This window comes from Streptomyces sp. SM10 (assembly GCF_002910915.1).
Taxonomy (GTDB): Bacteria; Actinomycetota; Actinomycetes; order Streptomycetales; family Streptomycetaceae; genus Streptomyces.
The window spans coordinates 17,393-43,232 of record NZ_NEUF01000126.1 but is presented as its reverse complement, the minus strand read 5'-3'; the positions used below and the strand labels follow the sequence as shown (position 1 = coordinate 43,232).

At 71.4% G+C, this 25,840-nt stretch carries 24 protein-coding genes and 2 pseudogenes; 10 read left to right on the top strand and 16 right to left on the bottom strand.

Annotated features, from left to right (window positions below):
* Positions 1-263 precede the first annotated feature (263 nt).
* Positions 264-1,904: an ABC-F family ATP-binding cassette domain-containing protein gene (locus B9S57_RS20110; protein WP_103516945.1), complete on the bottom strand. Its 1,641-nt coding sequence runs from the start codon at positions 1,902-1,904 to the stop codon at positions 264-266.
* 60 nt (positions 1,905-1,964) lie between these two features.
* On the opposite strand from B9S57_RS20110, the gene B9S57_RS20105 reads away from it, so the two are divergent.
* Complete coding sequence (locus tag B9S57_RS20105) at positions 1,965-2,945, top strand: FAD-dependent oxidoreductase (protein WP_374935967.1); 981 nt, start codon at positions 1,965-1,967, stop codon at positions 2,943-2,945.
* Between the two features lie 13 nt (positions 2,946-2,958).
* On the opposite strand, the gene B9S57_RS20100 is transcribed toward B9S57_RS20105, so the two are convergent.
* A complete protein-coding gene (locus tag B9S57_RS20100) occupies positions 2,959-4,698 on the bottom strand; it encodes a BCCT family transporter (RefSeq protein WP_103516943.1) in 1,740 nt (579 codons plus the stop codon).
* A gap of 261 nt (positions 4,699-4,959) precedes the next feature.
* Between B9S57_RS20100 and B9S57_RS20095 the strand changes: the two genes are divergently transcribed.
* Complete coding sequence (locus B9S57_RS20095; RefSeq protein WP_103516942.1) at positions 4,960-6,012, top strand: LacI family DNA-binding transcriptional regulator; 1,053 nt, start codon at positions 4,960-4,962, stop codon at positions 6,010-6,012.
* A 54-nt stretch (positions 6,013-6,066) separates the two neighbouring features.
* Here B9S57_RS20095 and B9S57_RS20090 read toward each other — a convergent pair whose 3' ends face one another.
* Positions 6,067-6,951 (bottom strand): oxygenase MpaB family protein, encoded by an 885-nt coding sequence (locus B9S57_RS20090; RefSeq protein WP_103516941.1) that lies wholly within the window; start codon positions 6,949-6,951, stop codon positions 6,067-6,069.
* 307 nt (positions 6,952-7,258) lie between these two features.
* Here B9S57_RS20090 and B9S57_RS20085 point away from each other — a divergent pair, with 307 nt between their 5' ends.
* Positions 7,259-8,143 carry an oxygenase MpaB family protein gene (locus B9S57_RS20085; RefSeq protein WP_103516940.1) on the top strand — a complete coding sequence of 295 codons (885 nt, stop codon included), beginning with the start codon at positions 7,259-7,261 and terminating at the stop codon, positions 8,141-8,143.
* 137 nt (positions 8,144-8,280) lie between these two features.
* Here B9S57_RS20085 and B9S57_RS20080 read toward each other — a convergent pair whose 3' ends face one another.
* Positions 8,281-8,913 (bottom strand): TetR/AcrR family transcriptional regulator, encoded by a 633-nt coding sequence (locus B9S57_RS20080; RefSeq protein WP_103516948.1) that lies wholly within the window; start codon positions 8,911-8,913, stop codon positions 8,281-8,283.
* 172 nt (positions 8,914-9,085) lie between these two features.
* On the opposite strand from B9S57_RS20080, the pseudogene B9S57_RS36455 reads away from it, so the two are divergent.
* Positions 9,086-9,235 (top strand): annotated as a pseudogene (locus B9S57_RS36455) (acyl-CoA dehydrogenase family protein); the annotation flags it as partial.
* Between the two features lie 18 nt (positions 9,236-9,253).
* On the opposite strand, the pseudogene B9S57_RS20070 reads toward B9S57_RS36455, so the two are convergent.
* Positions 9,254-9,496, bottom strand: a pseudogene (locus tag B9S57_RS20070) (Appr-1-p processing protein); the annotation flags it as partial.
* A 215-nt stretch (positions 9,497-9,711) separates the two neighbouring features.
* Here B9S57_RS20070 and B9S57_RS20065 point away from each other — a divergent pair.
* On the top strand, positions 9,712-10,338 hold the full coding sequence (locus tag B9S57_RS20065) for a hypothetical protein (protein WP_146057777.1): 627 nt from the start codon (positions 9,712-9,714) through the stop codon (positions 10,336-10,338).
* Here B9S57_RS20065 and B9S57_RS36450 read toward each other — a convergent pair.
* Positions 10,316-10,828 carry an AMP-binding protein gene (locus tag B9S57_RS36450; RefSeq protein WP_374935968.1) on the bottom strand — a complete coding sequence of 171 codons (513 nt, stop codon included), beginning with the start codon at positions 10,826-10,828 and terminating at the stop codon, positions 10,316-10,318. The two genes, B9S57_RS20065 and B9S57_RS36450, sit on opposite strands and share 23 nt — an antisense overlap.
* Before the next feature lie 65 nt (positions 10,829-10,893).
* Between B9S57_RS36450 and B9S57_RS20055 the strand changes: the two genes are divergently transcribed.
* Complete coding sequence (locus tag B9S57_RS20055; protein WP_103516935.1) at positions 10,894-11,634, top strand: MerR family transcriptional regulator; 741 nt, start codon at positions 10,894-10,896, stop codon at positions 11,632-11,634.
* Between the two features lie 21 nt (positions 11,635-11,655).
* Here the strand turns inward: B9S57_RS20055 and B9S57_RS20050 are convergent, their stop codons facing one another.
* From B9S57_RS20050 to B9S57_RS20030, 5 genes are read right to left on the bottom strand one after another with little or no spacing between them, the layout of a single operon-like run.
* Entirely contained in the window at positions 11,656-13,827 is a 2,172-nt protein-coding gene (locus B9S57_RS20050; protein WP_103516934.1) for a 3-hydroxyacyl-CoA dehydrogenase NAD-binding domain-containing protein, read from the bottom strand.
* A 36-nt stretch (positions 13,828-13,863) separates the two neighbouring features.
* Complete coding sequence (locus tag B9S57_RS20045) at positions 13,864-15,078, bottom strand: acetyl-CoA C-acetyltransferase (protein WP_103516933.1); 1,215 nt, start codon at positions 15,076-15,078, stop codon at positions 13,864-13,866.
* A 36-nt stretch (positions 15,079-15,114) separates the two neighbouring features.
* Complete coding sequence (locus tag B9S57_RS20040) at positions 15,115-16,257, bottom strand: acyl-CoA dehydrogenase family protein (RefSeq protein ID WP_103516932.1); 1,143 nt, start codon at positions 16,255-16,257, stop codon at positions 15,115-15,117.
* A 1-nt stretch (position 16,258) separates the two neighbouring features.
* On the bottom strand, positions 16,259-17,293 hold the full coding sequence (locus B9S57_RS20035) for an LLM class F420-dependent oxidoreductase (protein WP_103516931.1): 1,035 nt from the start codon (positions 17,291-17,293) through the stop codon (positions 16,259-16,261).
* Positions 17,293-18,444, bottom strand: coding sequence for a CaiB/BaiF CoA-transferase family protein (locus B9S57_RS20030; RefSeq protein WP_103516930.1), 1,152 nt, complete (start codon positions 18,442-18,444; stop codon positions 17,293-17,295). The genes B9S57_RS20035 and B9S57_RS20030 overlap by 1 nt, the downstream gene beginning before the upstream one ends.
* Before the next feature lie 205 nt (positions 18,445-18,649).
* Here B9S57_RS20030 and B9S57_RS20025 point away from each other — a divergent pair, with 205 nt between their 5' ends.
* Entirely contained in the window at positions 18,650-19,840 is a 1,191-nt protein-coding gene (locus B9S57_RS20025; RefSeq protein WP_103516929.1) for a trans-acting enoyl reductase family protein, read from the top strand.
* A 26-nt stretch (positions 19,841-19,866) separates the two neighbouring features.
* On the opposite strand, the gene mmpA is transcribed toward B9S57_RS20025, so the two are convergent.
* Both mmpA and B9S57_RS20020 read right to left on the bottom strand, forming a co-directional pair.
* Positions 19,867-20,013: a morphogenic membrane protein MmpA gene (mmpA, locus tag B9S57_RS35610; protein WP_374935966.1), complete on the bottom strand. Its 147-nt coding sequence runs from the start codon at positions 20,011-20,013 to the stop codon at positions 19,867-19,869.
* A gap of 83 nt (positions 20,014-20,096) precedes the next feature.
* Positions 20,097-20,774 carry an endonuclease V gene (locus tag B9S57_RS20020; RefSeq protein ID WP_103516928.1) on the bottom strand — a complete coding sequence of 226 codons (678 nt, stop codon included), beginning with the start codon at positions 20,772-20,774 and terminating at the stop codon, positions 20,097-20,099.
* A gap of 36 nt (positions 20,775-20,810) precedes the next feature.
* On the opposite strand from B9S57_RS20020, the gene B9S57_RS20015 reads away from it, so the two are divergent.
* A complete protein-coding gene (locus B9S57_RS20015) occupies positions 20,811-21,113 on the top strand; it encodes a YciI family protein (RefSeq protein ID WP_103516927.1) in 303 nt (100 codons plus the stop codon).
* 118 nt (positions 21,114-21,231) lie between these two features.
* On the opposite strand, the gene B9S57_RS20010 is transcribed toward B9S57_RS20015, so the two are convergent.
* The 3 genes from B9S57_RS20010 to B9S57_RS20000 form a co-directional block, all read right to left on the bottom strand.
* On the bottom strand, positions 21,232-21,519 hold the full coding sequence (locus tag B9S57_RS20010; RefSeq protein WP_103516926.1) for a hypothetical protein: 288 nt from the start codon (positions 21,517-21,519) through the stop codon (positions 21,232-21,234).
* Positions 21,520-21,600: 81 nt separating this feature from the next.
* Positions 21,601-22,206, bottom strand: coding sequence for a sugar O-acetyltransferase (locus tag B9S57_RS20005; protein WP_103516925.1), 606 nt, complete (start codon positions 22,204-22,206; stop codon positions 21,601-21,603).
* A 58-nt stretch (positions 22,207-22,264) separates the two neighbouring features.
* Positions 22,265-23,350 carry a WD40/YVTN/BNR-like repeat-containing protein gene (locus tag B9S57_RS20000; protein WP_374935965.1) on the bottom strand — a complete coding sequence of 362 codons (1,086 nt, stop codon included), beginning with the start codon at positions 23,348-23,350 and terminating at the stop codon, positions 22,265-22,267.
* Positions 23,351-23,531: 181 nt separating this feature from the next.
* Here B9S57_RS20000 and B9S57_RS19995 point away from each other — a divergent pair, with 181 nt between their 5' ends.
* Both B9S57_RS19995 and B9S57_RS19990 read left to right on the top strand, forming a co-directional pair.
* Entirely contained in the window at positions 23,532-23,948 is a 417-nt protein-coding gene (locus tag B9S57_RS19995) for an SsgA family sporulation/cell division regulator (RefSeq protein WP_103516924.1), read from the top strand.
* A gap of 191 nt (positions 23,949-24,139) precedes the next feature.
* Positions 24,140-25,786 carry an ABC-F family ATP-binding cassette domain-containing protein gene (locus tag B9S57_RS19990; protein ID WP_181011412.1) on the top strand — a complete coding sequence of 549 codons (1,647 nt, stop codon included), beginning with the start codon at positions 24,140-24,142 and terminating at the stop codon, positions 25,784-25,786.
* Positions 25,787-25,840 lie beyond the last annotated feature (54 nt).

Below are 25,840 nucleotides of genomic sequence, written 5' to 3'. Positions count from 1 at the left end.
ACACCGTGACAGGACGGCTGAACCGGCCGCGGCTGACCATGGTCGCCATGCCCACGGCTCCGGCCGGGCGGACGGCGGTCGACCTCCTGATCCAGAGGGTCGAGACGGAGAGCACCAGACGAGCGGCGCGCCCAGCAAGATCGGTTCGGGCGCCGACAGCACGAACTGCCTCTGCTCCTCGTCCGACATCGGCTACGTCGACTGAGGCGCCCGGTACACCTGACGCCTGCCCGTCCCGTTCCCGGGGCGGGCAGGCGTTCGTGTCAGTCGGACTCGGTGACCTTGCCGTCGGCGACCTCGACCCGGCGGGTCGTGCGGACCGCCTCCAGCATCCGCCGGTCGTGCGTGACCAGCAGCAGCGTCCCGCTGTACGCCTCCAGCGCAGCCTCCAGCTGTTCGATCGCCGGAAGGTCCAGGTGGTTCGTCGGCTCGTCCAGGACCAGCAGGTTGACGCCCCTGCCCTGGAGGAGGGCGAGGCCGGCCCGGGTGCGCTCGCCGGGCGAGAGCGTGGTGGCGGGGCGCAGCACATGGGCGGCGCGCAGGCCGAACTTGGCGAGCAGGGTGCGCACCTCGGCGGGCTCGGTGTCGGGGACCGCGGCACAGAAGGCGTCCAGCAGGCTCTCCGTGCCGTGGAACAGCTTGCGTGCCTGGTCGACCTCGCCCACCACCACGCCCGAGCCGAGCGAGGCGTGGCCCGCGTCGAGCGGAAGCCGGCCGAGCAGAGCGGCGAGCAGGGTGGACTTGCCGGCGCCGTTGGCGCCGGTGATGGCGACCCGGTCCGCCCAGTCCACCTGAAGGGTGGCCGGGCCGAAGGAGAAGCCGCCCCGGACCACGGCGGCATCGCGCAGCGTGGCCACGACGGAGCCGGAGCGCGGTGCGGAGGCGATCTCCATCCGCAGCTCCCACTCCTTGCGGGGCTCCTCGACGACGTCGAGGCGCTCGATCATGCGCTGCGTCTGTTTCGCCTTCGCGGCCTGCTTCTCGCTGGCCTCGCTGCGGAACTTACGGCCGATCTTGTCGTTGTCGGTGGCCTTGCGGCGGGCGTTCTTGACGCCCTTGTCCATCCAGCCGCGCTGCATCTGGGCCCGGCCCTCGAGTGCGGAGCGCTTGTCGGCGTACTCCTCGAACTCCTCGCGGGCATGCGTACGGGCGCGTTCACGCTCCTCCAGGTAGGAGGCGTAGCCGCCGCCGTAGAGGTTGATCTGCTGCTGGGCGAGATCCAGCTCCAGGACCTTGGTGACCGTGCGCATCAGGAACTCGCGGTCGTGGCTGACCACGACCGTGCCCGCCCGCAGTCCGGACACGAAGCGCTCCAGACGCTCCAGGCCGTCGAGGTCCAGGTCGTTGGTCGGCTCGTCCAGCAGGAAGACGTCGTAGCGCGAGAGCAGCAGCGAGGCCAGGCCGGCGCGGGCCGCCTGGCCGCCGGAGAGGGCCGTCATCGGGAGGTCGAGGCCGACGGTCAGGCCGAGGTCGGCGGCGACCTCCACGGCACGTTCGTCCAGGTCGGCGCCGCCGAGGGAGAGCCAGCGCTCCAGCGTCTCGGAGTACGCGTCGTCCGCGCCGGGTGCTCCGTCGACCAGGGCCTGGGTCGCGGCGTCCATCGCGGCCTGGGCGTCGGCGACCCCGGTGCGGCGGGCCAGGAACTCCCGTACGGACTCCCCCGCCCGGCGCTCGGGCTCCTGCGGAAGGTGTCCGACGGTGGCGGTGGGAGGGGAGAGGCGCAGCTCGCCCTCCTCCGGCCGGTCGAGCCCCGCGAGCAGGCGGAGCAGCGAGGATTTGCCCGCGCCGTTGGCTCCGACGAGACCGATCACGTCGCCGGGCGCGACCACGAGGTCGAGTCCCGCGAAGAGTGTGCGGTCGCCGTGACCGGCGGCGAGTTCCTTGGCGACGAGAGTGGCAGTCATCAGGGTGACGATCCTAACGACTCCCGGGGGCCGTCCTCGCCCCGGACCTCGGATGCGACGATGGCCGGTCCCGTCCCACGACGGGGGCGGGAGCACAGGGAGACTGGGGTGAGCGCGGTGGCGGACGCGATCGTGGTGGGTGGCGGTGTCAGCGGGCTGACCACGGCACTGCTGCTGGCGGAGCGCGGTGTGCGGGTGCGGGTCTGGTCCAAGGACCCGGCGTCGGCGACGACCTCGGCCGTGGCGGGTGCACTGTGGTGGCCCTACCGGATCGAGCCCGCGGCTCTGGTCGGCGGGTGGTCGCTGGAGACTCTCCGGGTGTACGAGGAGCTGTCGGCGGACCCCGGGCGGACCGGTGTGCGCATGGTCGCGGGGGTGCACGGGGGCGAGCGCCTGGCGGCGCTCGGCCCGTGGGCCCGCCGGCTGGAGGGCGCGACCGAGGTGGCCGGGGGGCTGCGGGTGACGCTGCCGCTGATCGACATGCCGACCCATCTGCGCTGGCTGGAGGACCGGCTGGCCGAGGCAGGTGGCGTGGTCGAGCGGCGTGCGGTGACCGGCTTCGCCGAGGCGGCCGCCGAGGCGCCGGTGGTGGTCAACTGCGCCGGGCTCGGTGCCCGCGAACTGGTCCCTGATTCCGGGGTGCGGCCGGTCAGGGGCCAGCTCGTGGTGGTGGAGAACCCGGGCGTCGACGAGTGGTTCACCCTGGCGGATCCCGCGTCGAGCGCCACGACGTATCTCTTCCCGCAGCCGGGCGGGCTGGTGCTGGGCGGCACGGCGGAGGTGGACGATCCGCGGACCGCACCCGATCCCCGGACGGCCGAGGAGATCCTGGCGCGTTGTGCGCGGGTGCGGCCCGAGGTCGCGGGAGCTCGGGTCATCAGCCACCGGGTGGGGCTGCGGCCGGCCCGGGACGCCGGGGTGCGGATCGAGGCGGAGCCGCTCCCCGGCGGCGGTCTGCTGGTGCACAACTACGGCCACGGCGGTGCCGGGGTGACGGTGGCCAGGGGCTGTGCGCGGGCTGCGGCCCAGCTGGTGGGCTGAGCCGCAGCTCCGGTCAGGCCGGGGGATCGTGCTTGTGGCGCTCGTCCGACGTGACCTCCGCGGGCCCGGGTCCGATCCGGATCTCGAAGTCCCCGTCGTACTTCGCGTGCCCCTGGATGACCGCGCTCTCGACGGCCTCCACGCCGAACTCCCTGCGGACGATCATCGGGTCCTGGCGCAGGTCCCTCATCAGGGACACACACATGCCGATCATGACGATGGTGAAGGGCGCGGCCACGAGAATGGTCAGGTTCTGCAGCCCGGCGAGCGCGTCGCCCTGGCCGTCGCCGATCAGCAGCATGACGGCCGCCACGGCGCCGGTGACGACGCCCCAGAAGATCACGACCCACCTGGCGGGTTCGAGGACACCCTTCTGGGAGAGCGTGCCCATGACGATCGACGCGGCGTCGGCACCCGAGACGAAGAAGATGCCGACCAGGACCATCACCAGGATGCTCATGAGTGTGGCGACCGGGAACTGCTGCAGGACACCGAAGAGCTGCGCCTCCGGGGTGTCCCCCACGTCGCCGAGCCGGCCCGCCTCCTCGAGCCGGATCGCCGAACCGCCGAAGACGGCGAACCAGATCAGGCTGACCGTGCTGGGGACCAGGATCACTCCGCCGACGAACTGACGGATCGTCCGGCCACGGCTGATCCGCGCGATGAACATGCCGACGAAGGGCGTCCAGGAGATCCACCACGCCCAGTAGAAGACCGTCCAGCTGGCCAGCCAGTCGGCCACGTCCCCCTCCCCGGTCGCCTCCGTGCGCCCGGCGAGCTGGGCGAGGTCGCCGAAGTAGGCGGCGATGGAGGTGGGCAGCAGGTCGAGCACGATGATGGTCGGTCCCGCGATGAAGACGAAGACCACCAGGACCAGGGCCAGCACCATGTTGATGTTGGACAGCCACTGGATGCCCCTCTCGACCCCGGAGACGGCGGAGGCGACGAAGGCGACCGTCAGTGCGGCGATGATGGCCACGAGCAGGCCGGTGCCGGTCTTCTCCATCCAGTTGAGCTCCTGGAAACCGCTGCCGATCTGGAGCGCGCCGAGCCCGAGTGAGGCCGCTGAGCCGAAGAGGGTCGCGAAGATGGCGAGGATGTCGATGATCCTGCCGGCCGTCCCGTGGGCGCGCTTCTCCCCGATGAGCGGTACGAAGACGGAGCTGATCGTCTGCCTGCGGTGCCTGCGGTAGGCGCTGTACGCGATGGCGAGCCCGACGACCGCGTAGATCGCCCAGGGGTGCAGGGTCCAGTGGAAGAGGGTGGTCGCCATCGCCGTCTGCATCGCCTCGGCGGCGTCCTCGGGGCGGGTGCCCGGCGGCGGGTCGACGAAGTGCGCCAGCGGCTCGCTGACGCCGTAGAACATCAGGCCGATCCCCATGCCGGCGCTGAACATCATCGCGACCCAGGAGATCGTACGGAACTCGGGCTTCTCGCCCTCCTGACCGAGCGAGATGTTCCCGTAGCGGCTGATCGCGAGCCAGAGGGCGAAGACCACGAAACCGGAGGCCGCCAGCATGAAGGCCCAGCCGCCGTTGTGGATGAGGCCGTTGAGCAGCGTGCTGGAGGCGCTCTCCAGCGAGTCGGTGGCTGTGGCGCCCCAGACCACGAAGGCGACGGTGAGCACCGCCGTGACGCCGAAGACCACCCGGTCGGTCGTGGCGCGCCGGCCATGGTGCGGATCGCCGGGTAGCTCGGCCGTGACGGGGAGATAGTCCCCCCGCCCGCCGGTTCCCTGCTCGTCGTGTGACACAGATGGCACCTTTCACGCAGTGCGAAATTTCGCTCTCCGTAGGCAGTACCACACGCGGCGTGTGTCTCGCGGGACCAACAAGCCGTTCCGCATTGTCCGCATATGCAGCGATATGGCACCGGTCCCGGGGGATCGTCCGTCCGGGCTCCGTGACCGGGCGGTTAGGCTGACGGCGTTCGCGCCGAACCCGCGGGTCCGTCCGCGCCGAACCCGCCAGTTCCAGCCGTTCCCCGACGGGGCGCGCGTGTCCGAGGAGCACTCTTGCCCGACCTGATCCCCGATCCGCAGCGTGACGTCCGGCCCACCCTGGAGGCCGTGGCGGCCCGTGCCGGCGTGTCCAGGGCGACGGCCTCCCGTGTGGTCAACGGCGGTGCGGGGGTGCGGCAGCCCTTGGTGGACCAGGTGCGCAAGGCGGTCGACGAGCTCGGCTACATCCCGAACCACGCGGCACGGACACTGGTCACCCGGCGCAACGGCGCGGTGGCCGTGATCATCGACGAGCCCGAGTTCCGGATCTTCTCCGACCCGTTCTTTTCCCGCCAGATCCGCGGGATCAGCCGGGAGCTCAACGCCCACGACGCGCAGCTGGTGCTGCTCCTCGTGGAGGGGAGCGGTGACTTCGAGCGGGTCACCCGCTACCTGGCCGGTGGCCATGTGGACGGCGTGCTCGCCTTCTCGCTGCACACCGACGACGAACTGCCCGCGATCATCCGGCGCTTCCGTGTCCCGACGGTCTACGGCGGCCGGCCGGAACGCTCCGCGGCCGAGGCCGGGGACGTGCCGGAGGTGCCGTACGTCGACTGCGACAACCGCGGGGGCGCCCGCGAGGCCGTGAGCCACCTCGTCTCGCTCGGGCGGCGTCGCATCGCGCACATCGCCGGTCCCCGTGACCAGACCTCGGCGCTCGACCGGATCGGCGGCTACCACGACGTGCTGCCGGGCGCGGGGCGGGAGCTGATGGCCGAAGGGGACTTCACCGTCGAGGGCGGGGCGCGGGCCATGGGCGAGCTGCTGGACGCCTGCCCCGACCTGGACGCCGTCTTCGTGTCCAACGACATGATGGCCTCGGGTGCGCTGCGGGTACTGCGCGAGAGGGGCGTCCGGGTGCCGGAGGACGTGGCCGTGGTCGGATTCGACGACATGGCGTCGGTGGCGGAGGCCACCGAGCCGCCGCTGACGACGATCCGTCAGGACGTGGAGGGCATGGGGCGGCTGATGGTGCGGCTGCTGATGGAGCGCCTGAACAGCGGCACGGGGGCCTGGCCGGAGTCCGTCGTCACCCCGACCCGACTGATCCGCCGGGCCTCTGCCTGAGGCCGAGGCCTTCCGGTTCCGCACCCCGATCCGCCGGCCGCGGGACCGTCCCGTTCATCCCGGCGCGTCGACCCCTCCTCGCCCGCCCCGGGCTGCCCGCCACTCGGCCCGCGCCGCCCTGGCCCTCGGCAGATAGCGCAGCCGCTCCGGGAGCAGCGGCACGATCCGCCGCACCACTGCGCCGAGGCGCCGCAGGCGCCGCTCCTGCTCCGGGGTCCAGTCGAGCCCGATGGCCTCACGGGCGTCGGGCGGCATCAGCCCGACGGTGATGAAGCCGCGGAACCGGGCCAGTGGCGGGAGAAGCACCGGCCACAGCGCCTTCAGGAGCAGCCTCAGGGGACGGGGCCCCCGGTCGGGCGGGGGCACGGGGCTGTCCGTGGCCACCAGCTCCCGTACGACGACGGTCGCCTCCACCTCGTCGGCGAGCATCGCGCGGTAGTAGGGCCAGAACTCCTCGATGGTCTGCGGCATGTCCCGGTCGTGGATGCCCAGGATCCGGCCGACCTGGAGCCACTCCCGGTACAGGGCGCGCTCCTGGGCGCCGGTGAGGGGGCGGACGAGGTAGCGCGACGCGTGCCGGTAGACGGGGAAGCCGGTGGCGTGCACCCACGCGTAGTTCGCGGGCGTGAGCGCGTGGTAGCTGCGGCCCCGGGTGTCGGTGCCCTGGATGGTGCGGTGCAGCTTCCGGAGCCTGCGCCCCTCCTCGGCGGCCGCCTCTCCCCCGTACACCCAGAGCTGGAGCGACCTCAGGGAGCGCTCGCCGCGCCCCCAGGGGTCCGTACGGAACACGGAGTGGTCGTCGACACCGGCGCCGACGGCGGGGTGGGCGACCTGGAGGGTGAGGGCGGCGGGCAGCATCAGCAGTCCGCGGATGTCGCCGGCGAGGGTCCACAGGACACCGCCGGGCGGGGGCGGTGAGGGCTCTGCTGCATGGGTCATGCGGGTGCTCCCGGGGATCGGCGAGTGCTCGGACGGTGCCGGGCCCGTGTGTGTTCCATTATGCGATCACCCCGGTGACGCCTATCTGTGTCGGCACGGTTGACGCACCTGGTGAAACAAGTCAATAGTATTTGTAACTTTGACTCTCTTGGGGAGAGAGGGCCTTCACATGCCTGGTGCGACAGGGGAGTTGAGCCCTGAGGCCGGGCCGGACCCTCGTCGCTACCGGCCGTGGCCACCCCCGCGGCCTCGCCGCGACCCCCGGCACGGAGAAAGCCCGTCCCCACCACAGAGGAGGTCGCACAGCATGGGCCGCTACAGCCGACTGCGCGAGATCCGCCGGATGGATCCCTCTCGCGACTACGCCGAGATACTCCGGCTGATGTCCCAGTACGAGTTCCCCTGGGACTACCGGCAGGGCGTCAGCGTCGCGTTCCTGCGCGACTACGGCGTGCCGCGCATCTCCGTACTGCTCGACCGCACCCAGGAGTTCGAACGCAACGGCCAGAAGCGCTACGACGACACCGTCCTGTTCGGATACGAGATGGCCGCCGAGGGATTCGATTCGGAGCGGGCCCACGCAGCAGCCCGCCATCTCAACCGCATCCACGGGAAGTACCGCATCCCCAACGAGGACTACCTCTACGTGCTGGCCACCACGGTCGTCGGCCCCAAGCGGTGGATCGACCGCTTCGGCTGGCGGCCCCTCTGCGCCCAGGAAACGGCGGCGCTCGCGGAAGTGGGGCGGCGGATGGCCGACCTGATGGGCATCGAGGGCGCTCCCGGCACGTACGAGGAGTTCGAGGAGCTGCTCGACTCCTACGAGGCGCGGATGTTCGCGTACGACCCGGCGAACCGCCGTGTCGCCAACGCCACCTTCCGTGTCATGGCCGCGTGGTACCCGGCCCCGCTGCGCCCCCTGATCGCCAGGCTCTCCCTCGCGCTGCTGGACGAGCCGTTACTGCGGGCGCTGGGTTTCCCGGCACAGCCCCGGTGGGTGCGCGAGGCCGCCGTCCGCGTGGTGCGCGCCAGGTCGCGCGGCGTACGCCTGCTGCCGGCCCGGCCCCGGTGGCTGCCCTCCCGCCCACGGCTCCGCAGCTACCCCTTCGGATACCGGCTCGACGATCTCGGTCCGCACTGGGCGCAGAGCCGTCCGCTGGAGCCCCTGCCCCTCCCCCTGGAGAAGCCATGACGACCCGGACCGACCGCCCGGAGCGCAGCCTCGACGACATCCACCCCCCGGTGGCGCGGGCCAGGAGCGCCGGCCTGGGCCGGGCCGCGCGGGCGGTCGAGTCCGACAGGAAGCTGCACGCCCGGTTCCGAGCGCGGTCACCCGACGCCGAGCAGGGGCACCAGACAGCGGCGGGCGAAGGCACCCACCTGCTCGTCGTCGTCCAGCTCGAAGCAGCTGACCGGATTGAGAAGGAAGGAGACGGTGATCCGGACCATCAGCTCGGCGACCGGTGTCGGGTCCGTCTCCGGGAGCCCTTCCGCGCGCTGCGCGTGGCGGAGCCGGTCCGAGAGGTACTCCCGCATGGCGAGGAAGGCGGGGCCGCTCTCCAGCGTGAGGAAGGGGAGCATGATCTCAGGCTCCAGCCTCAGCAGCCCACCCACCAGCGGGTGTTCACGGATGTGCTTGAGGACGGCGACGAAGCCCGCGACGAGCCGGTCCTCGATGGTGGGCAGCGGGGCCACCGCCTCGTCGACGTCCGCGACGAATCTGCGGTACTCCCGCAGGAGGCAGGCGGAGACCAGGCTGTCCTTGTTGCCGATCCGCCGGTACACCGTGACCCGCGAGACCTTGGCCCGCTTGGCCACGTCGTCGACGGTCGAGCGGCGCAGCCCGAACGTCATGAACTGCTCACGCGCCGCATCCAGGATCTGCTCGCTCAGCGCGTCGGACGACGGTGTCTCGACGAGCGCCCTGGCCAGCAACGCCTCGCCGGTGTCAGGTGCCGCCATGAGCCCTCCCCGTTCGGTGCACTCACTCAACCATACCGACCGCGCAACAGTGTTACCCGATGTGTCTCTTTGCCTCTCGCGTCCTGAGGGTATTCCTGGCGGCAGTCCGGCCGCCCCGCCGGCTCGTTCCAGGCACGGCGGCAGAGCTTGGCCGGCCACCGGGAAGGCCAGGCACACGGCGCTGGAGGGCATGCAGATGATGGGCGGCTACGCGACCGAGCACGGCATGGAGCGCCGGCTGCGGGGGGTCGTCGTGTCGACGGTCCACAGCGGGACGAGCGAGATCCAGTGCGACATCATCGGCCGGAGCCATGGCCTCTGAGGGTGCCCCGGGCGGCCCTCATCCGTAGTCGTACACCGTCACACCGATGCCCCGGCCCACGAGCCGCTCGGTGACGAGGGGTTCGACCCTGGACCAGGTGCCGCCCGCCAGCCCGCAGCCGATCCTCGGCATGTGGACGGACGCGCCCAGCTCGGCGGCACGCACCGCCACCTTCCGCAGCCCCTCGTCGATCGCCTCGTAGCGGACGGGCACGCCCTTGCTGCCGGTGCGTATCCCCCGCTGCCCCACGACGTTCGCCAACAACGGCCCGTCGTTCGGCCCTGGCCCCGTATACGCGTAGCATGTGCGGCATACACATTCTTGATGACCTCACCGTGTCACCCCGACTCCGCGACTTCCTGGTACCACGAGCGCGTCGATACGCGCCTACGCCTCCCGATCGGATCAGGCGGTACGCCACGGTTGTCGACGACGCAGGCTGCGAGCATTCCCCGGATCCCGACATCGTGGACGCGATGATCCGGTTCGAGGAGCGGTACGGCGGTCTGTGCTACTCACCGCGAGGCGACGACGACCACGAATACGGCCTGTTCGGGCATCCGACCGCCCACCGGACATCCCACGGCCTGGCCTTCTCCGGGATCCTTGACGGCTGCTGGACCCGCCGTGTGGCTGTGCTCGCGGACGGCCGCACCGCGATGCCCGTGCCCGGACTGGCGCACAGAGTGATCAACAGGAGCATCGATCAGCGGCTGGAGGCCGACGCGCTGTTGGCAGGCGTGTACCGGTGGCCTCACCTCGTCCTGCGAACCACCACCGGCGTCGGAGTGGATCCCTCAGTGGCCGAGGAGCACCTGCCGCCTCGCGCACACGAAGCGACCGGCCCCGCCGACATGTGGTGGTTCGACGGCACGTCAGCCGTCAACCTGCGGCTTCACTCATGGTGGACGACACTCCGGCGCGACACCTGGATCGTGCGCTGCTTCGTCCCGGACGGCGGCACACTCGACCGAACCGCCTCCGCTGTGCGGGCCGCGGTCCCGGACCTGGCCACAGCCGTGGACGACTGGTGTTCCCTGTGTGCTCGCTTCATAGGCCAGGGCCGGGCCTGTCCACCCGTCACGTCCACAGCGGCACAGTGACATCAGGCGCGTCCGGAGCGGATGTCGCGCATCCGGTCGTGACACCCGGCGGACGAACAGGAGTGCCGGGCGGATCCACCCTCGGATGCCGACGGACTCTTGATCGCGAGTCTGGCGGGATCGCGGGGCCGACGGTGGTGGCGACGTTCGAGTCCGGCCTCGGGATGGGTGAGCGGGGCGCCCTCGATGCCGCGGCCCAGGCGGGCGCCTTCTCCGTGTCGAGCACGAGCGGGGCGTTGACCACGACGCTCCGGCGGGTGACCGGGACGGCCTTCGGGTCGCCGGTGGTGCCCGAGGTGCAGACGACCGTCAGCGGGTCCTCGGCGCGGATCTCCCGCCAGGTGCGGTCCCGGGTGGAAGTCGCAGGATCGTGGTCACGGCCGCCTCCTGTCCGTTCGGCCGGGCCGTGCGGGTCCGTACCGGGGCGGGACTGCGCTTCGATGGTGCCGGACACTTTCACAACAGTGGTGAGACAGCAATACTGTTGCATCTGATGGGGGCGCAGGCCCGGCACGGGCCCAGACCCCGGCACGGGCCCAGCAACGAGGAGCGGACATGGCGACCGGGACCGACGAACCGACGCTGACCGTCGACGAACTGGCGGCACGTGCGGGCGTCACCGTGCGCACCGTGCGCTTCTACAGCACCAGAGGCCTGCTGCCGCCCCCGGTGATCGGGCCCCGGCGGGTCGGGCACTACGGGCATGACCATCTCTCCCGGCTGGCCCTCATCGAGGAACTGCAGCACCAGGGCATGACGCTGGCGGCCATCGAGCGCTATCTCCAGCAGCTGCCGCCCGACCTGAGCGCGCAGGACCTGGCGATCCACCGCGCCCTGGTGGCGTCCTGGGCCCCGGACTCGGCCGAGGACATGGAGCGCGCCGAACTGGAGCGGCGCGCGGGCCGGCCCCTCAGCGAGCAGGACGTCGACCGGCTCGCTGCCATGGGCGTGCTGGAGCGTCCCGGGACGCCCGGGAGTCCCTTCCCGGTGGACCCGGGGCTGCTGCGGCTCGGGGTGGAGCTCCTGGACGTGCCGATCGCGCACGAGACGATCCTGGCCGCGCGCACGGTCCTGCTGGAGCACACCCGCTCGGCCGCGCACGAGCTGACCCGGCTGTTCCGGGACGAGGTGTGGAACCCCTACCGGGAGCGGGAGTCGGACCCGGAACACGTCAGGGCGATGAAGTCGCTCTCCGCCCATATGCAGCCGATGGTGCTCCAGGCGCTGCTGACGGCCTTCCAGAGGTCGCTCAAGGAGGAGCTGCGGGCCGCGTTCGACGCCGATGAGCAGGAGTGAACACGGCCCGCACGGGTGCCGTCAGTCGTGGAAGGTCTCGCCCTTCTCCGCCTTCTCCAGCAGGAGAGCGGACGGCAGGAAGCGGTCGCCGTAGCGCTCGGCGAGCTGCCGGGCCCGCGCCACGAAGCCGGGCAGGCCGCCCTCGTACCCGTTGATGTACTGGAGCACGCCGCCGGTCCACGCGGGGAAGCCGATGCCCATGATGGAGCCGATGTTGGCGTCGGCGACGGTCATGAGGACGTTCTCCTCCAGGCAGCGGACGCTGTCCAGTGCCTCGGAGAAGAGCATCCGCTCCTTCATGTCCTCGAACGGGATCTCGGTTCCCGGCTTCGTGAAGTACTCACGGAGCCCCGGCCACAGCAGGCCGCGCCCGCCGTCCTCGCCGTACTCGTAGAAGCCCGCTCCGCCGCTGCGCCCGGGCCGCCCGAACTCGTCGACCATCCGGTCGATGACCGCGTCCGCCGGGTGCGTGTTCCAGGTGCCGCCCGCCTCCTCGACGGCGCGCCGGGTCTCGTTGCGGATCTTGCGCGGCAGGGTGAGCGTCAGTTCGTCCATGAGGGAGAGCACCTTGGCCGGGTACCCCGCCTGCGCCGCCGCCTGTTCGACCGACGCGGGCTCGACGCCCTCGCCGACCATCGCGACACCCTCGTTGATGAAGTGGCCGATGACGCGCGAGGTGAAGAAGCCGCGCGAGTCGTTGACGACGATCGGGGTCTTCTTGATCCGGCGCACCAGGTCGAAGGCGCGGGCGAGGGCCTCGTCCCCGGTCTTCTCGCCCTTGATGATCTCGACGAGCGGCATCTTGTCGACGGGCGAGAAGAAGTGCAGCCCGATGAAGTCCACCGGCCGCTCCACGCCCTCGGCGAGCACGGTGATGGGCAGCGTCGAGGTGTTGGAGCAGAGCAGCGCGTCCGGCTCGATGACGCCCTGGATCTCCTGGAACACCTTGTGCTTGAGCGCCGTGTCCTCGAAGACCGCCTCGATCACGGCGTCGCAGCCCGCGAGGTCGGCGGGGTCACCGGTCGGGGTGATGCGGGCCAGCACCTCGTCCCGCTTCGCCTCGGTCGTCCGGCCCCGGGAGAGCGCCTTGGCGAGGAGCTTCTCGCTGTACGCCTTGCCCTTGGCGGCGGCCTCGGTGGAGACGTCCTTCAGCACGACGTCGATACCGGCGCGTGCACAGGAGTAGGCGATGCCGGCGCCCATCATCCCGGCGCCGAGGACCGCCACCCTGCGGACCTGGCGCTCCTGGACGCCGTCCGGGCGGCTGGCGCCGGAGTTGACGGCCTGGAGGTCGAAGAAGAAGGCCTGGATCATGTTCTTCGCGACCTGGCCGGTGACCAGCTCGGTGAAGTAGCGCGCCTCGATGGTCTGCGCGGTCTCGAAGTCGACCTGTGAGCCCTCGACCGCGGCGGCCATGATGTTGCGGGGCGCGGGCATGGGCGCCCCCGCGAGCTGCTTCTTCAGATTGGCGGGGAAGGCCGGCAGGTTGGCGGCGAACTTCGGGTTCGACGGGGTCCCGCCGGGGATGCGGTAGCCCTTGACGTCCCAGGGCTGCTGCGACTCGGGGTGGGCGTCGACGAAGGCGCGGGCCTTGTCGAGCATCTCCTCGCGGGTGGCGGCGACCTCGTGGATCAGACCGTTGTCGAGCGCCCGCCGCGGGGTGTACTGGGTGCCCTGGAGAAGGACCTTCAGCAGGGCGTCGGCGATGCCCATCAGCCGTACGGTGCGGGTGACTCCGCCGCCGGCGGGGAGCAGGCCGAGGGTCACCTCGGGCAGGCCGATCCGGGATCCGGGGGCGTCGAGGGCGACGCGGTGGTGGGCGGCGAGCGCGATCTCGTAACCGCCGCCGAGCGCGGCGCCGTTGATGGCGGCGACGACCGGCTTGCCCAGGGTCTCGATGCGGCGCAGCGACCGCTTGATCGAGGTGCCTGCCTCGAAGGCGTGGTGGGCGTTGTCCGGACCGATCCGGATCATGTCCTTGAGGTCGCCGCCGGCGAAGAAGGTCTTCTTGGCGGAGGTGTAGATGATGCCGCGGATGGATTCCTGCTCGGCCTCCGCACGGTCGGCGACGGCCTCGATGGAGTCGCGGAAGGCCTGGTTCATCGTGTTGGCGGACTGGGCGGGGTCGTCGAGTACGAGGGTGACGACGCCGGTCTCGTCCTGTTCCCAGCGGATGGTCGTGCTCTCGGTCATTGCTGTCTTCTCCGTAAGCAGGGGGGCCGGGGACGGTCAGAGACGCTCGATGACGGTGGCGACGCCCATGCCGCCCCCGACGCAGAGGGTGGCGAGTCCGTAGCGCTTGTCCTGGCGCTCCAGCTCGTCGATGAGCGTGCCGAGGATCATGGCGCCGGTGGCGCCGAGCGGGTGTCCGAGCGCGATCGCGCCGCCGTTGACGTTGACCTTGTCGAGGGAGAGGCCCATGTCCTTGACGAAGCGCAGGACGACTCCGGCGAAGGCCTCGTTGATCTCGACGAGGTCGATGTCGTCGATGGTGAGTCCGGCCTTGGCCAGCGCCTTGCGGGTGGCGGGGGCGGGACCGGTGAGCATGATGGTCGGCTCGGAGCCGGAGACGGCCGCGGAGGCGATCCGGGCGCGCGGGGTGAGGCCGAAGCGCTCGCCGGTCTCCTTGGACCCGATCGCGACGAGGGCGGCACCGTCCACGATGCCGGAGGAGTTGCCCGCGTGGTGGACGTGGTCGATCTTCTCGACCCAGTGGTACTTCTGGAGGGCCACCGCGTCGAAGCCGCCCATCTCGCCGATCGTGGCGAACGAGGGCTTGAGGGAGGCGAGGGAGTCGGCGGTGGTGCCGGGGCGCATGTGCTCGTCGTGGTCGAGGACGAGCAGGCCGTTGCGGTCCCTTACGGGGACGACGGAGCGCGCGAAGCGCTCCTCCTTCCAGGCGATGGCGGCGCGCTCCTGGGAGAGGGCGGCGTACTCGTCGACGTCCCGGCGCGAGAAGCCCTCGACGGTGGCGATGAGGTCGGCCCCGATGCCCTGCGGGGCGAAGCCGGTCTCGAAGCTGGTCATCGGGTCCATGGCCCACGCACCGCCGTCGGAGCCCATCGGTACGCGGGACATCGACTCGACGCCGCCGGCCAGGACGAGGTCCTCCCATCCCGAACGGACCTTGGCGGCGGCCAGGTTGACGGCTTCGAGACCCGACGCGCAGAAGCGGTTCTCCTGCACCCCGGCCACGGAGTCGGGGAGCCCCGCGGCGATCGCGGCGATCCGGGCGATGTCGGAGCCCTGGTCGCCGAGCGGGCTGACGACACCGAGCACGATGTCGTCGATGGCCGCCGGGTCGAGGCCGGGGAACCGGTCACGGATCTCGTGGATGAGGCCGACGACGAGGTCGATCGGCTTGGTGCCGTGCAGGGCGCCGTTGGCCTTGCCTCGGCCGCGCGGAGTGCGGATCGCGTCGTAGACGTACGCTTCGGTACTCAAGACAGCAGCCTTTCGGGGTGGTTGTGCAACGGGAGGTCAGGCGAGCAGCGAACGGCCGATGATCTCCTTCATGATCTCGGTCGTCCCGCCGTAGATGGTCTGGATACGGCCGTCGGTGAAGGCCTTGGCGACCCGGTAATCCGTCATGTATCCGTATCCGCCGTGGAGTTGGAGGCAGCGGTCGGCGACCCGCTTCTGCAGCTCGGTGGCCCACCACTTGGCCATGGAGGCGTGGACGGCGTCGAGGGTGCCCTCGGAGTGGTCCACGATGCACCGGTCGAGGAAAGCACGGGTGACGGCGCACTCGGTGGCCATCTCGGCGATCTCGAAGCGGATGTGCTGGAGCTTGGAGAGCGGGCGCCCGAAGGCCTCACGCTCCTTGACGTACCGGGTGGTGATCTCCACGAGGTGTTCGGCGGCGGCGATGCCGGCGACCGCTATCCCCATCCGTTCCTGGGCCAGGTTGGTCATGAGGTGGAGGAAGGCGCCGTCGAGCTCGCCGAGGAGGTTCTCCTTGGGGACGCGTACGTCGTTGAAGAACAGTTCGGCGGTGTCCTGCGACTTCTGGCCGATCTTGTCGAGGTTGCGGCCCCGTTCGAAGCCCTCGGCGCCCCGCTCGACGACGACCAGCGACAGCCCCTTCGCCCCTCCCTCGGGCGAGGTCTTCGCGACGACGATCACGAGGTCGGCGAGGATGCCGTTGGAGATGAAGGTCTTCGAGCCGTTGAGGAGCCAGTGGTCGCCCTTGTCCTCGGCGGACGTGCGGACGCCCTGGAGGTCGGAGCCCGCGCCGGGTTCCGTCATGGCGATGGCGGTGATGGTCTCGCCGCTGCAGAAGCCGGGCAGCCAGCGGCGCTTCTGCTCCTCGGTGGCGAGCCCGGTGAGGTAGGGGCCGATGATGTCGTTGTGCAGGCCGAGAGCGAGCCCGGAGACCCCGGCCCGTGTGAACTCCTCGGCGAGGACGGCGCTGTAGCGGAAGTCGGTGTTGCCCCCGCCCCCGTACTCCTCGGGTACGGCGAGGCCTAGCAGCCCCTGGCGGCCGGCCGCGAGCCACGCCTCGCGCGGGACGATGCCGTCCTCCTCCCACTGCTCGTAGTGCGGGAGGACCTCCTTGGCCAGGAAGGTGCGGACGGTCCCGCGGAACGCCTCGTGCTCGTCGGTGAAGATCTGCCGCTGCACTTCAAGCCCCCTGGAGCCAGTTCTTGACGGTGGAGATCAGCCGCGCCGGCTCGGGGCCGACGGGCGTCACGTTGAGCATGGTGACCCCGGCCTCACGGAAGGCGTCGAGCCGTTCGCGCACGTACCCCTCGGGGCCGCAGAGCGTCATGAGCTCGCAGAATTCGTCCGGTACGGCGGCCTCGGCCTCCCGCTTCTTCCCGGAGAGGTAGAGCTCCTGGATGGTGGCGGCCTCCTTCCCGTAGCCGTAGGCGACGGCGAGGTCGTTGTAGAAGTTCTTGCCGGGCGCGCCCATGCCGCCGACGTACAGCGCGATCTGCGGGCGGGCGAGGTCCCGGACGGCGGCGGCGTCGTCGCCGATGGCCAGCAGGCCGCCCGCGACGGTCTGCAGGGGGCCGAGGGCCGGGTCGCGCTTCGCCGTCCCCTCGGCCAGGGCGGTGCCCCAGACCTGCTGTGCCTTCTCCGGGATGTAGAGGGTGGGCAGCCAGCCGTCGGCGATCTCGGCGGTGAGCCGGACGTTGGCGGGGCCGAGGGAGGCGACGTAGAGGGGGATGGTGTCGCGGACCGGCCGGGTGAGGATCTTCAGCGGCTTGCCGAGCTTGCCGCCCTTCTCCTTCGGCAGCGGCATGTCGGTGATGCCGTGGTGGTCGATGACCTCGCGGCGCCAGATCCGGCGGCAGAGCTCGACGGTCTCACGCGTCCGGCCGAGCGGCCTGTCGTAGGGCCTGCCGTGCCAGCCCTCCACGACCTGCGGGCCCGAGGCGCCGAGTCCGACCAGGGCGCGGCCGCCGGACACGGCGTCGAGTCCGGCACCGGTCTGCGCGATGAGGGCGGGGGTGCGGGAGTAGACGTTGAGGATCGCCGCGCCGATCTTCATGCGTTCGGTGCGGGCGGCGAGGTACCCCATGAGGGTGGGCGAGTCGAAGCCGTACGCCTCGGCGACCCAGACGGCGTCGAGGCCGGCGGATTCGAGCGCGGCGACCTCGTCGCACGCGGCGCGCGGGTCGCCGGAGTAGGCCAGCGGCAGGGAGAGTTCCATCAGCCGGTCGCTTCCTTCCCGGTGGTCAGCAGGCCCGGCAGGTCCCAGTCGGCCGCGACGGACTCGGTGTCCGCGCCGGGCAGCGCGGGTGCGGTGCGCACCGAGACGGGGGTCGCGGAGAAGCGGGGCGCGGGGGCGGGCTGGGTGAGGCCGCTGTGGTCCACGTAGGTGGAGCGGGCGGTGAGGTGGGGGTGTCGGGGTGCCTCACGGAGCGAGAGGACGGGGGCCACGCAGGCGTCCGTCCCCTCGAAGACCTCGGTCCATTCGGCGCGGGTACGGGTGCTGAAGCGGTCGGCGACCAGGGTGCGCAGCTCTTCCCAGCGTCCGAGGTCGTTGCGGTCGGGGGCCTCGTCCCCGAGGCCGAGGAGCGCGGTGAACTCCTCGTAGAAGCGCGGCTCCAGGGCCCCGACCGCCATGTACCCACCGTCCGAGGTCTCGTAGGAGCCGTAGAAGGGGCAGCCGCCGTCGAGGAGGTTGGCGCCGCGCCGGTCCTGCCAGCTGCCTGCCGCCAGCATGCCGTGGATCATCGTGGCGAGGTGGGCCGCGCCGTCGACGATGGCCGCATCGACGACCTGCCCGGTCCCGCCCGGCGTACGGGCGTGCTGGAGGGCGGCGAGTACGCCGACGGCGAGGTAGAGGGAGCCGCCCGCGTAGTCGCCGACCAGGTTGGCGGGCACGGTGGGCGGTTCGCCGGATCTGCCGATCATGGACAGTGTGCCGGTCAGGGCGATGTAGCCGATGTCGTGTCCCGCCCGGTCGGCCAGCGGCCCGTCCTGGCCCCATCCGGTCATCCGCCCGTAGACGAGCCGGGGGTTGCGCTCCAGGCAGGCGCCGGGACCCACGCCGAGACGCTCGGCGACGCCGGGCCGGTAGCCCTCGATGAGCACGTCGGCGCGCTCGACGAGATCGAGGACCTGCCCGGCTCCGCCTTCGGCCTTGAGGTCGACGACGACCGATCGTTTGTTGCGGTTGGTGAGGTCGAAGGCCGGCTCGATACCGATCACCGAACCCCCGGGCCGGTCGACGCGCACCACGTCCGCGCCGAGGTCGGCGAGGAGCATCGCGGCGAACGGCCCGGGGCCGATGCCCGCGAGTTCGACGACGCGCACCCCGGTCAGCGGGCCGTGCGCCCCCTGTCCTGTCGTTGCCATCAAGCCCCCAGCGGTGTGACACAACCGATGTAACATCGATGATGCTAAGAACGCACCGCGCTCCGCACAACCCTTTTGGCCGAGCAAGCGCTTAGCTCCTTCCCCTGGATCCTCTCGCACCGGAGCCTGCCCGGCCGCACGGCACCACGGAGACCTCGGCTACCCTCTGCCTGCCACATCGGCACCGGCGTCCTCGGAGGCACTCATGAACAGGCAGAACGGGGCAGAACGCCCTTATGACGTCGTCCTTTTCGGGGCCACCGGCTTCGTGGGGGCGCTCACGGCCGAATATCTCGCCGCCCATGCGCCGGAAGGCTGCCGTTGGGCCCTGGCCGGGCGGAACCGACGCAGGCTGGAGGAGCTCCGCGACCGCCTCGCCGCGAAGAACCCGCACTGTGCGGATCTGGCCCTCCTGACGGCCGACGCGGACGACGCGGACGCCCTGCGCGCACTCGCCGAGTCCGCGCACGTGGTGGCGTCGACGGTCGGCCCGTACGTCTGGTACGGCGAGAAGCTGGTCGCCGCCTGCGCGGAGGCCGGGACCGACTACACCGACCTCACCGGTGAGGCGGAGTTCGTCGACCGGATGTATCTGGAGCACGACGGCCGGGCCCGTGAGACGGGGGCCCGCCTCGTGCACGCGTGCGGCTTCGACTCCGTACCGCACGACCTCGGCGCCTGGTTCACCGTGCGGCAGCTGCCGGAGGGCGTCCCGCTGACCGTCGACGGCTACGTCCGCACCAACGCCGTCTTCTCCGGCGGCACCTTCGCCTCGGCGCTCACCGCGCTGGGCCGCGGCCCGCAGATGGTGCGGGCCGCGAAGGAGCGCCGGATGCACGAACCGCGGCTGGTCGGCCGCCGGGCTCGCGCACCGCAGGGATCACCGCACTTCAGCCCGGAGACCGGGACCTGGGCGCTGCCGCTGCCGACCCTGGACCCGCGTGTCGTGGAACGGTCGGCCCGGGCACTGGAGCGCTACGGCCCCGATTTCCGCTACCGGCACTTCGCCTCGGTGAAGCGCCTGCCGATGGCGCTCGGTGGCGTGGGGGCGGTCGGCCTGCTGGCGGGCGCCGCCCAGATCCCGGCCGCGCGTCACTGGCTCTCGGCCCGGGTGGAGCCGGGCACGGGCCCCGGTGTGCAGCGCAGGGGGCGCAGCTGGTTCACGGTCCGCTTCGTCGGGGAGGGCGGCGGACGGCGGGTCTTCACCGAGGTGTCGGGCGGCGACCCGGGCTACGACGAGACGGCCAAGATGCTGGCCGAGGCGGCTCTGGCGCTCGCCCTCGACGACCTGCCGGCGACGTCGGGTCAGGTCACGACGGCCGTGGCGATGGGCGAGGCACTGCTGGAGCGGCTGACTGCGGCCGGTCTGCGCTTCCGGGTGGCGGCGGTGCGCTGAACCCAGGGGGCCCGTCTCCCCGCCGGTCAGAGCATCCAGGTCGCCAGCGTGACGACCATGGACACGGTCCAGGCACCTCCTGCGAGGACGCCCAGGGTCATGCCCACGGCGACGCCGCGCTGGGAGAGGTGTACGGTTCCGGCGCTCATGCGAGGTGCGTGGTGGTCGATCATGCGTACCAGCCTGCCCCCGATGTTCGACGAACAACATCCGTGCATGTACTCAGTTCGCAACAGATCACCGAGTGGGCCCGGGATCAGCCGAGCGCTTCCCGGAGCGCGGACCGGCACAGGGCGTCCGCCCTGCGTGTGGTCTCCGGCTGGCGGAAGTCCCGGGCCAGCGCGAGCGTCTGGGCGCAGGCGTTGTCCAGACCGGTGCGGTGACCGACGGAGACGAAGACGGGCTTGGTGTCGTCCTGCGTGCGCAGGGCCCGGCCCACTTCCTCGTCCCCGTCCATCAGCGGGGTGAAGTCGCCCCGCCGGGGGCCGGGTTGTTCGTAGCGGAAGGTGAAGGGGTTCTTCGCGACGCCGATGACCGGCAGGCCGGTGAGGACACCGAGATGGCTGGCGAGCCCGAATCTGCGCGGGTGGGCCCGCCCGTAACCGTCGCAGACGACGAGCCCCGGATCCACCGGCAGGCCCTCCAGGGCGTCCACGACGGCCGGGATCTCCCGGAAGGCGAGCAGCCCGGGGACGTACGGAAACGTCACCCGTCCCTCGGCGGTCGACTCGGCGATCACCTCCAGGGTCGCCGCGTCCAGGACGACGGCCGCCGCGACGACGAGGTCGCGCTCCTCGTCGTAGGCGACGTCGACCCCGGTCACCCTGCCGGTCCCGGGCGGTGGCCCGGGCTCGTCCAGCACCACCCGCGCACGCAACGCGTCCTGGACGGCACGGGCTTCGGCTTCGTCGGCGGGCATCCGGAAAGTCGTCATGACGGGTCAGTCTAGGCAGCCGGTAGCCTGGCGATCATGTTCGTTCTCGAGTTGACCTACACCGCACCGGTCGAGCGCGTCGACGCCCTCATGACGGAACACATCACCTGGCTGGACACGCAGTACGCGCAAGGGGTGTTCATCGCCTCGGGCCGCAAGAACCCCCGCGACGGCGGTGTGATCCTGGCCGTCGGGGACGACCGCGACGCGATCGAGGGGATCGTGGCCTCCGACCCGTTCGCGGCGCACGGGGTGTGTGCCTACCGGATCACGGAGTTCATCGCGACGAAGACCTCGGACGCGCTCGCACCGTACCGGCAGCGACTGCCCGGTCAGTAGCCGTGTCGGCCGGGCCCACCACGCCGTGACGGGGCGCCGCGCAGGAGGATATCCCTCCGGGCCCCGCCGTGAGGGCGCGGTCCGGACTGCCGCCACCCCGCTTCGCGTCGGACCGGGCTCAGCCGAGACCACGATGAGCGGCCCACAATGCCCCGGCACGGCCGGCGGCGCTGTCGATCAGGGCCGCCAGTTCGGGTCTGTCCGGGACGGGGAACGAGACGTACGCGCCGCGGCCACCGCCGACCGGCCGGCCGTAGGCCTTCGCGGCGAGGCGGCCGTCCGGGAGGAGGCGGACGTTGAGCGTGGTCAGCGTGAACGCCTCACCGCGTCGGGTGTCCGTCCAGCGGAGCACTTCCGGGATCGTGACGTTGATCGCCAGAGCACTTACTTCCAGGTCGCCACTCATGGACGGATAGTCTACCCGCGTCGCTGCGGGCGGCCACCGCCGAATGTCGCAGCGGGAGTCCGGTCACGGGTCACCGCGTCCTCAGTGTGCGGGCGCACGTGCGGTGAGGTCCTCGTCCGTGATGGAGCGGACCACACGGCACGGCGTTCCGAGCGCGACGGTCATCGGGGGGATGCTGCGGCTGACGACACTGCCGGCACCGATGACCGACCCGTATCCGATCCGGACGCCGGGCAGGACCACCGCGTTGCTGCCGATCCACACCTTGTCCTCGATGAGGATCGGTTCGGAGAACCGGCCGAAGTCGGCGCGTCTCGCGGGATGTACCGGATGTCCCGTGGTGGTCAGCGTCACGCTGGGAGCGATCATGACGTCGTCGCCTATGCGGATGTCCACGTCGTCGACGAACGTCAGGTTGACGTTCCCGAAGAAGTCGTCGCCGATGTGGACGTTGCTGCCGAACGCGGCGCTGAACGGCGGCAGGAGTACGGTGCGTTCACCGGCCGAGCCGAGAATCCCGACGAGCAGCGAGCGGCGTCTGTCCTCCTGGCCCGGCGGTGTCCGGTTGTACTCGAAGATCTCCTCCGTGCGGCGCCGGGGAGCCAGGAAGGCCGCCTCCGACTCGGTGTAGACGAGCCCTTCGGTGATCCGGGCCAGAACTGCCTCGTCGGTGTGGGCATCTGTCACAGTGTTGCGTTCCCTTGCTTCCTCGGAGCGGGCATCACGTCTTCCCTGCGCAGGGCGGCTACCGTAGTCGCGCGACCCGTCCCTTCCCGCCCGAGGCCCAGCAGCCGCCGTCCGGTGCGCAGTCGACCGTGTCGTAGGAGCCGGTGTCCACGGTCCTCCAGGTGTGTCCGCCGTCCCGGGTGACGTCGGTGCCGGTCGGGCCCACGGCGATCGCCGACGCCCTGCCGTGCGGCAGCCAGGCCGCAGCGGAGCGGTAGGCGGGCGGCGGGGTGGCCGCACCCCGCCAGCTCCGGCCCCCGTTCCGGGTGACGGAGGCGGCGTCCGGCGACGCCTGGTCCGCCCGGTAGTCGCCGCCCACCGCGATACCGTGCGTGCGGTCGCGGAAGGCGAGGCCGAACACGCCGCGCGCCGGATCTCCCGCGGGGATCGGCGCGGCGGCCTGCGTCCAGGTCAGGCCGCGGTCCCCGGAGTGCAGCACCCGGGCGGTCTCCGCGCCGCCCGTCGCGAGCCAGACGTCCTTGGCGCCCGCGCTGACGAGGCACTGGCCGCTCGCCGCGAAGCCGGCCTCACCGGGCTGCGCGGCGGGCATCCCTGCGTCGGGCAGCACCCGCCAGCTCCGCCCGCCGTCGGAGGTCGACAGGATGCGGAACCTCCCGTCCACCGGGTCGCTCATCGCGAGTCCGTGACGGCTGTCGAAGAAGGTCAGACAGTCGTAGAAGGCCCGGGTGTCGGCGTTGCGGAAGGACTCCGTCCAGCTCACCCCGCCGTCCTCGGTACGCAGGACCCGTGACGCCTCGCCCTCGCCGATGGCCAGGGCGACCGCCCGGTTCCGGTCGAACGCCTCGATGTCACGGAACTCCAGCCCGGAGGCACCTGCCGGCGAGACGTCCCGCCAGTGCCGTCCGCCGTCCGTGGTGCGCAGTACCGTGCCGCCGGAACCCGCGACCCAGGCGGCATCGCGGCCGACGGCGGCAAGGCCGCGGAAGCGCGCATCCGTTCCTGTCCCGGTGAGCGCCCATTCCGGGTCCCTGCCCTGATGCCCGGCCTGCCCTGCCTGTGCGGCCGGTGCGGCCAGTGCGGCGGCCACCGCCGCGCCGCAGAGTCCCAGTGCCATCACCCGTCGCGTCTTCCCCATGGCCCTCATGGCGCTGGAAGCTAACCCACCCGTGGAGCGGCGTCCAGGGTGCGCCGTGCGAAACGGGGCAGTTGATCAGAGAGGCGGTGCGGTGACGCAGCTCACGCGGCCCGCCAGTGCACGGATGGAGGCGTTCCGTCGTCTACTCCAATGCCGGGAACCGTTCGTCCGAGGCGAGAGGGAGCAGGTCTTGTCCAGCGTTATCGAGCAGTCCGTGCAGGCCCGTATGGTCGCGTCCGCACCGCGTATGGAGACCCTGCCCGCCACTCTGCACTACGACCGCAAGGACCCCTTCGCTGTCCGCATGGCGTTCCCCGGGCCGGCGACCCTCGAAGGCACCGAGGTGTCCTGGGAGTTCTCCCGTGAGCTGCTCGCCACGGGAATGGACGGGCCGGCCGGGGTCGGAGACGTGCGGGTCCGGCCGTTCGGATACGACCGTACGGTGCTGGAGTTCCACGCCGTCGAGGGCATCGCCATGGTGCATGTCCGGACGTCGGAGCTGCGGCGCTTCCTGAAGCGGGCGCAGGAACTGGTCCCGGTGGGCGACGAGTACCGCTTCATGGATCTGGACGGCGACCTGACCGACCTGCTGGGCGGGTCCGCCTGAATCGGTTGCGCCCGTACGCGCCCGCTCGTAACGTCACCGGTGCCCCTGTTGCCGTCGGATCGGAGAAGGACGTTGCTCCACATCTGAGGTGTCCGCACACCCGCGCCACGCGCCCCCGACGGGCGTGTGCCCCTGTGCGACCCCAGTGTCCGAGCCGTTCTCCGCGATTCTCGACGCCATCGGGAGACTTCGTGCCCGCATCTGCCACACACATCCTCTGCTCCTCCCTCTCCTTCGCCTGGCCGGACGGGACGGGCGTCTTCGACGACTTCCAACTGGCCGTGGGGGCGGGCCGGACCGGGCTGATCGGCCTCAACGGCTGCGGCAAATCGACCCTGTTGCGCCTGATCGCTGGCGAACTCATCCCGGCGTCGGGGCACATCACCACAGCAGGTGACATCGGACACCTCCCCCAGGACCTGGCCCTGGACACCGCGCTGCGGGTGGACGAGGTACTGGGTGTGGCCGCGACCCGGGCGGCGCTCCATGCCATCGAGGCGGGCGATGCGGGCGAGGAGCACTTCGCCGCGGTCGGGGAGGACTGGGACGTCGAGGAACGCGCCCTCGCCGTGCTCGACCAGCTGGGGCTGGCGGGTGCCGGCCTCGACCGGACCATCGGTGAGCTGTCCGGCGGCGAGTGCGTGCTGCTCGGCCTGGCCGCGCTGCTGCTGGCCCGCCCTTCCGTCCTGCTGCTCGACGAGCCGACCAACAACCTCGACCTGCGGGCGCGGGGCCGGCTGTACGACGCCGTCGACGCCTGGACGGGCGTGCTGGTCGTCGTCAGTCACGACCGGGAGCTGCTGGAACGGGTGGACCGGATCGCCGACCTCCGCGACGGCGCCGTGACCTGGTACGGCGGCAGCCTGTCGGCCTACGAGGAGGCGCTGGCCGTGGAGCAGGACGCCGCCGAACGGATGGTGCGGGTCGCGGAGGCCGACGTGCGGCGGCAGAGGCGCGAACTCGCCGAGGCGCTCGTCAAGCTGGACCGGCGCAGGCGATACGGGCAGAAGATGTGGGACACCAAGCGCGAGCCGAAAGCCGTGATGGGCCAGCGCAAGCAGACCGCCCAGGAGTCGGCCGGTAGGCACCGGGTCATGCACAGCGAGCGGCTGGCCGGGGCGGAGGAACGTCTCGACGCGGCGGTCGGGGCGGTGCGGGACGACGAGACGATCCGGATCGAGCTGCCGCACACCCAGGTGCATCCGGGCCGTGGCGTACTGGTGCTGCGGGATCTCGAACTCGCCCACGGGGTACGGGTCCCGGGCGAGTGGGACCTGCGCGGCCCGGAGCGGATCGCCCTGGTCGGCCGTAACGGCGCGGGCAAGACGACGCTGCTGCGCACGATCGCCGGCGACCTGGACCCGGTGTCGGGCGAGGTGTCCGCCCAGGTGCCGGTGGGCTTCCTCCCCCAGCGTCTCGACGTCCTCGACGACGCGCTGTCCCTCGTGGAGAACGTCGCACAGGTCGCACCGGGCGCCACGGCCAACGGCATCCGGGCGAGGCTGGCACACTTCCTCTTCAAGGGGGCGCGCGCCGACCGCGCCGCCGGTACGCTCTCGGGCGGTGAGCGCCTCCGGGCCACGCTGGCGGCCCTGCTGTGCTCCGAGCCCGCTCCCCGCCTGCTGATGCTCGACGAACCGACCAACAACCTCGATCTCTCCGGTGTGCGCCGGCTGGCGTCCGCGCTGGAGGCGTACGAAGGAGCGTTGATCGTGGCCGGCCACGACCTGCCCTTCCTGCGGTCGCTGGAAATCACCCGGTGGCTGCTGCTGGACGAGGGCGGGCTCCGGGACATCGACCCTGGTCAGCTGCCGTGGACAGGGAGCGAGGACGCCTGACTTGTCCCCCTTGTAGCGCCACTGACCTGCACGTATGACACAGGGTGAGTGCAC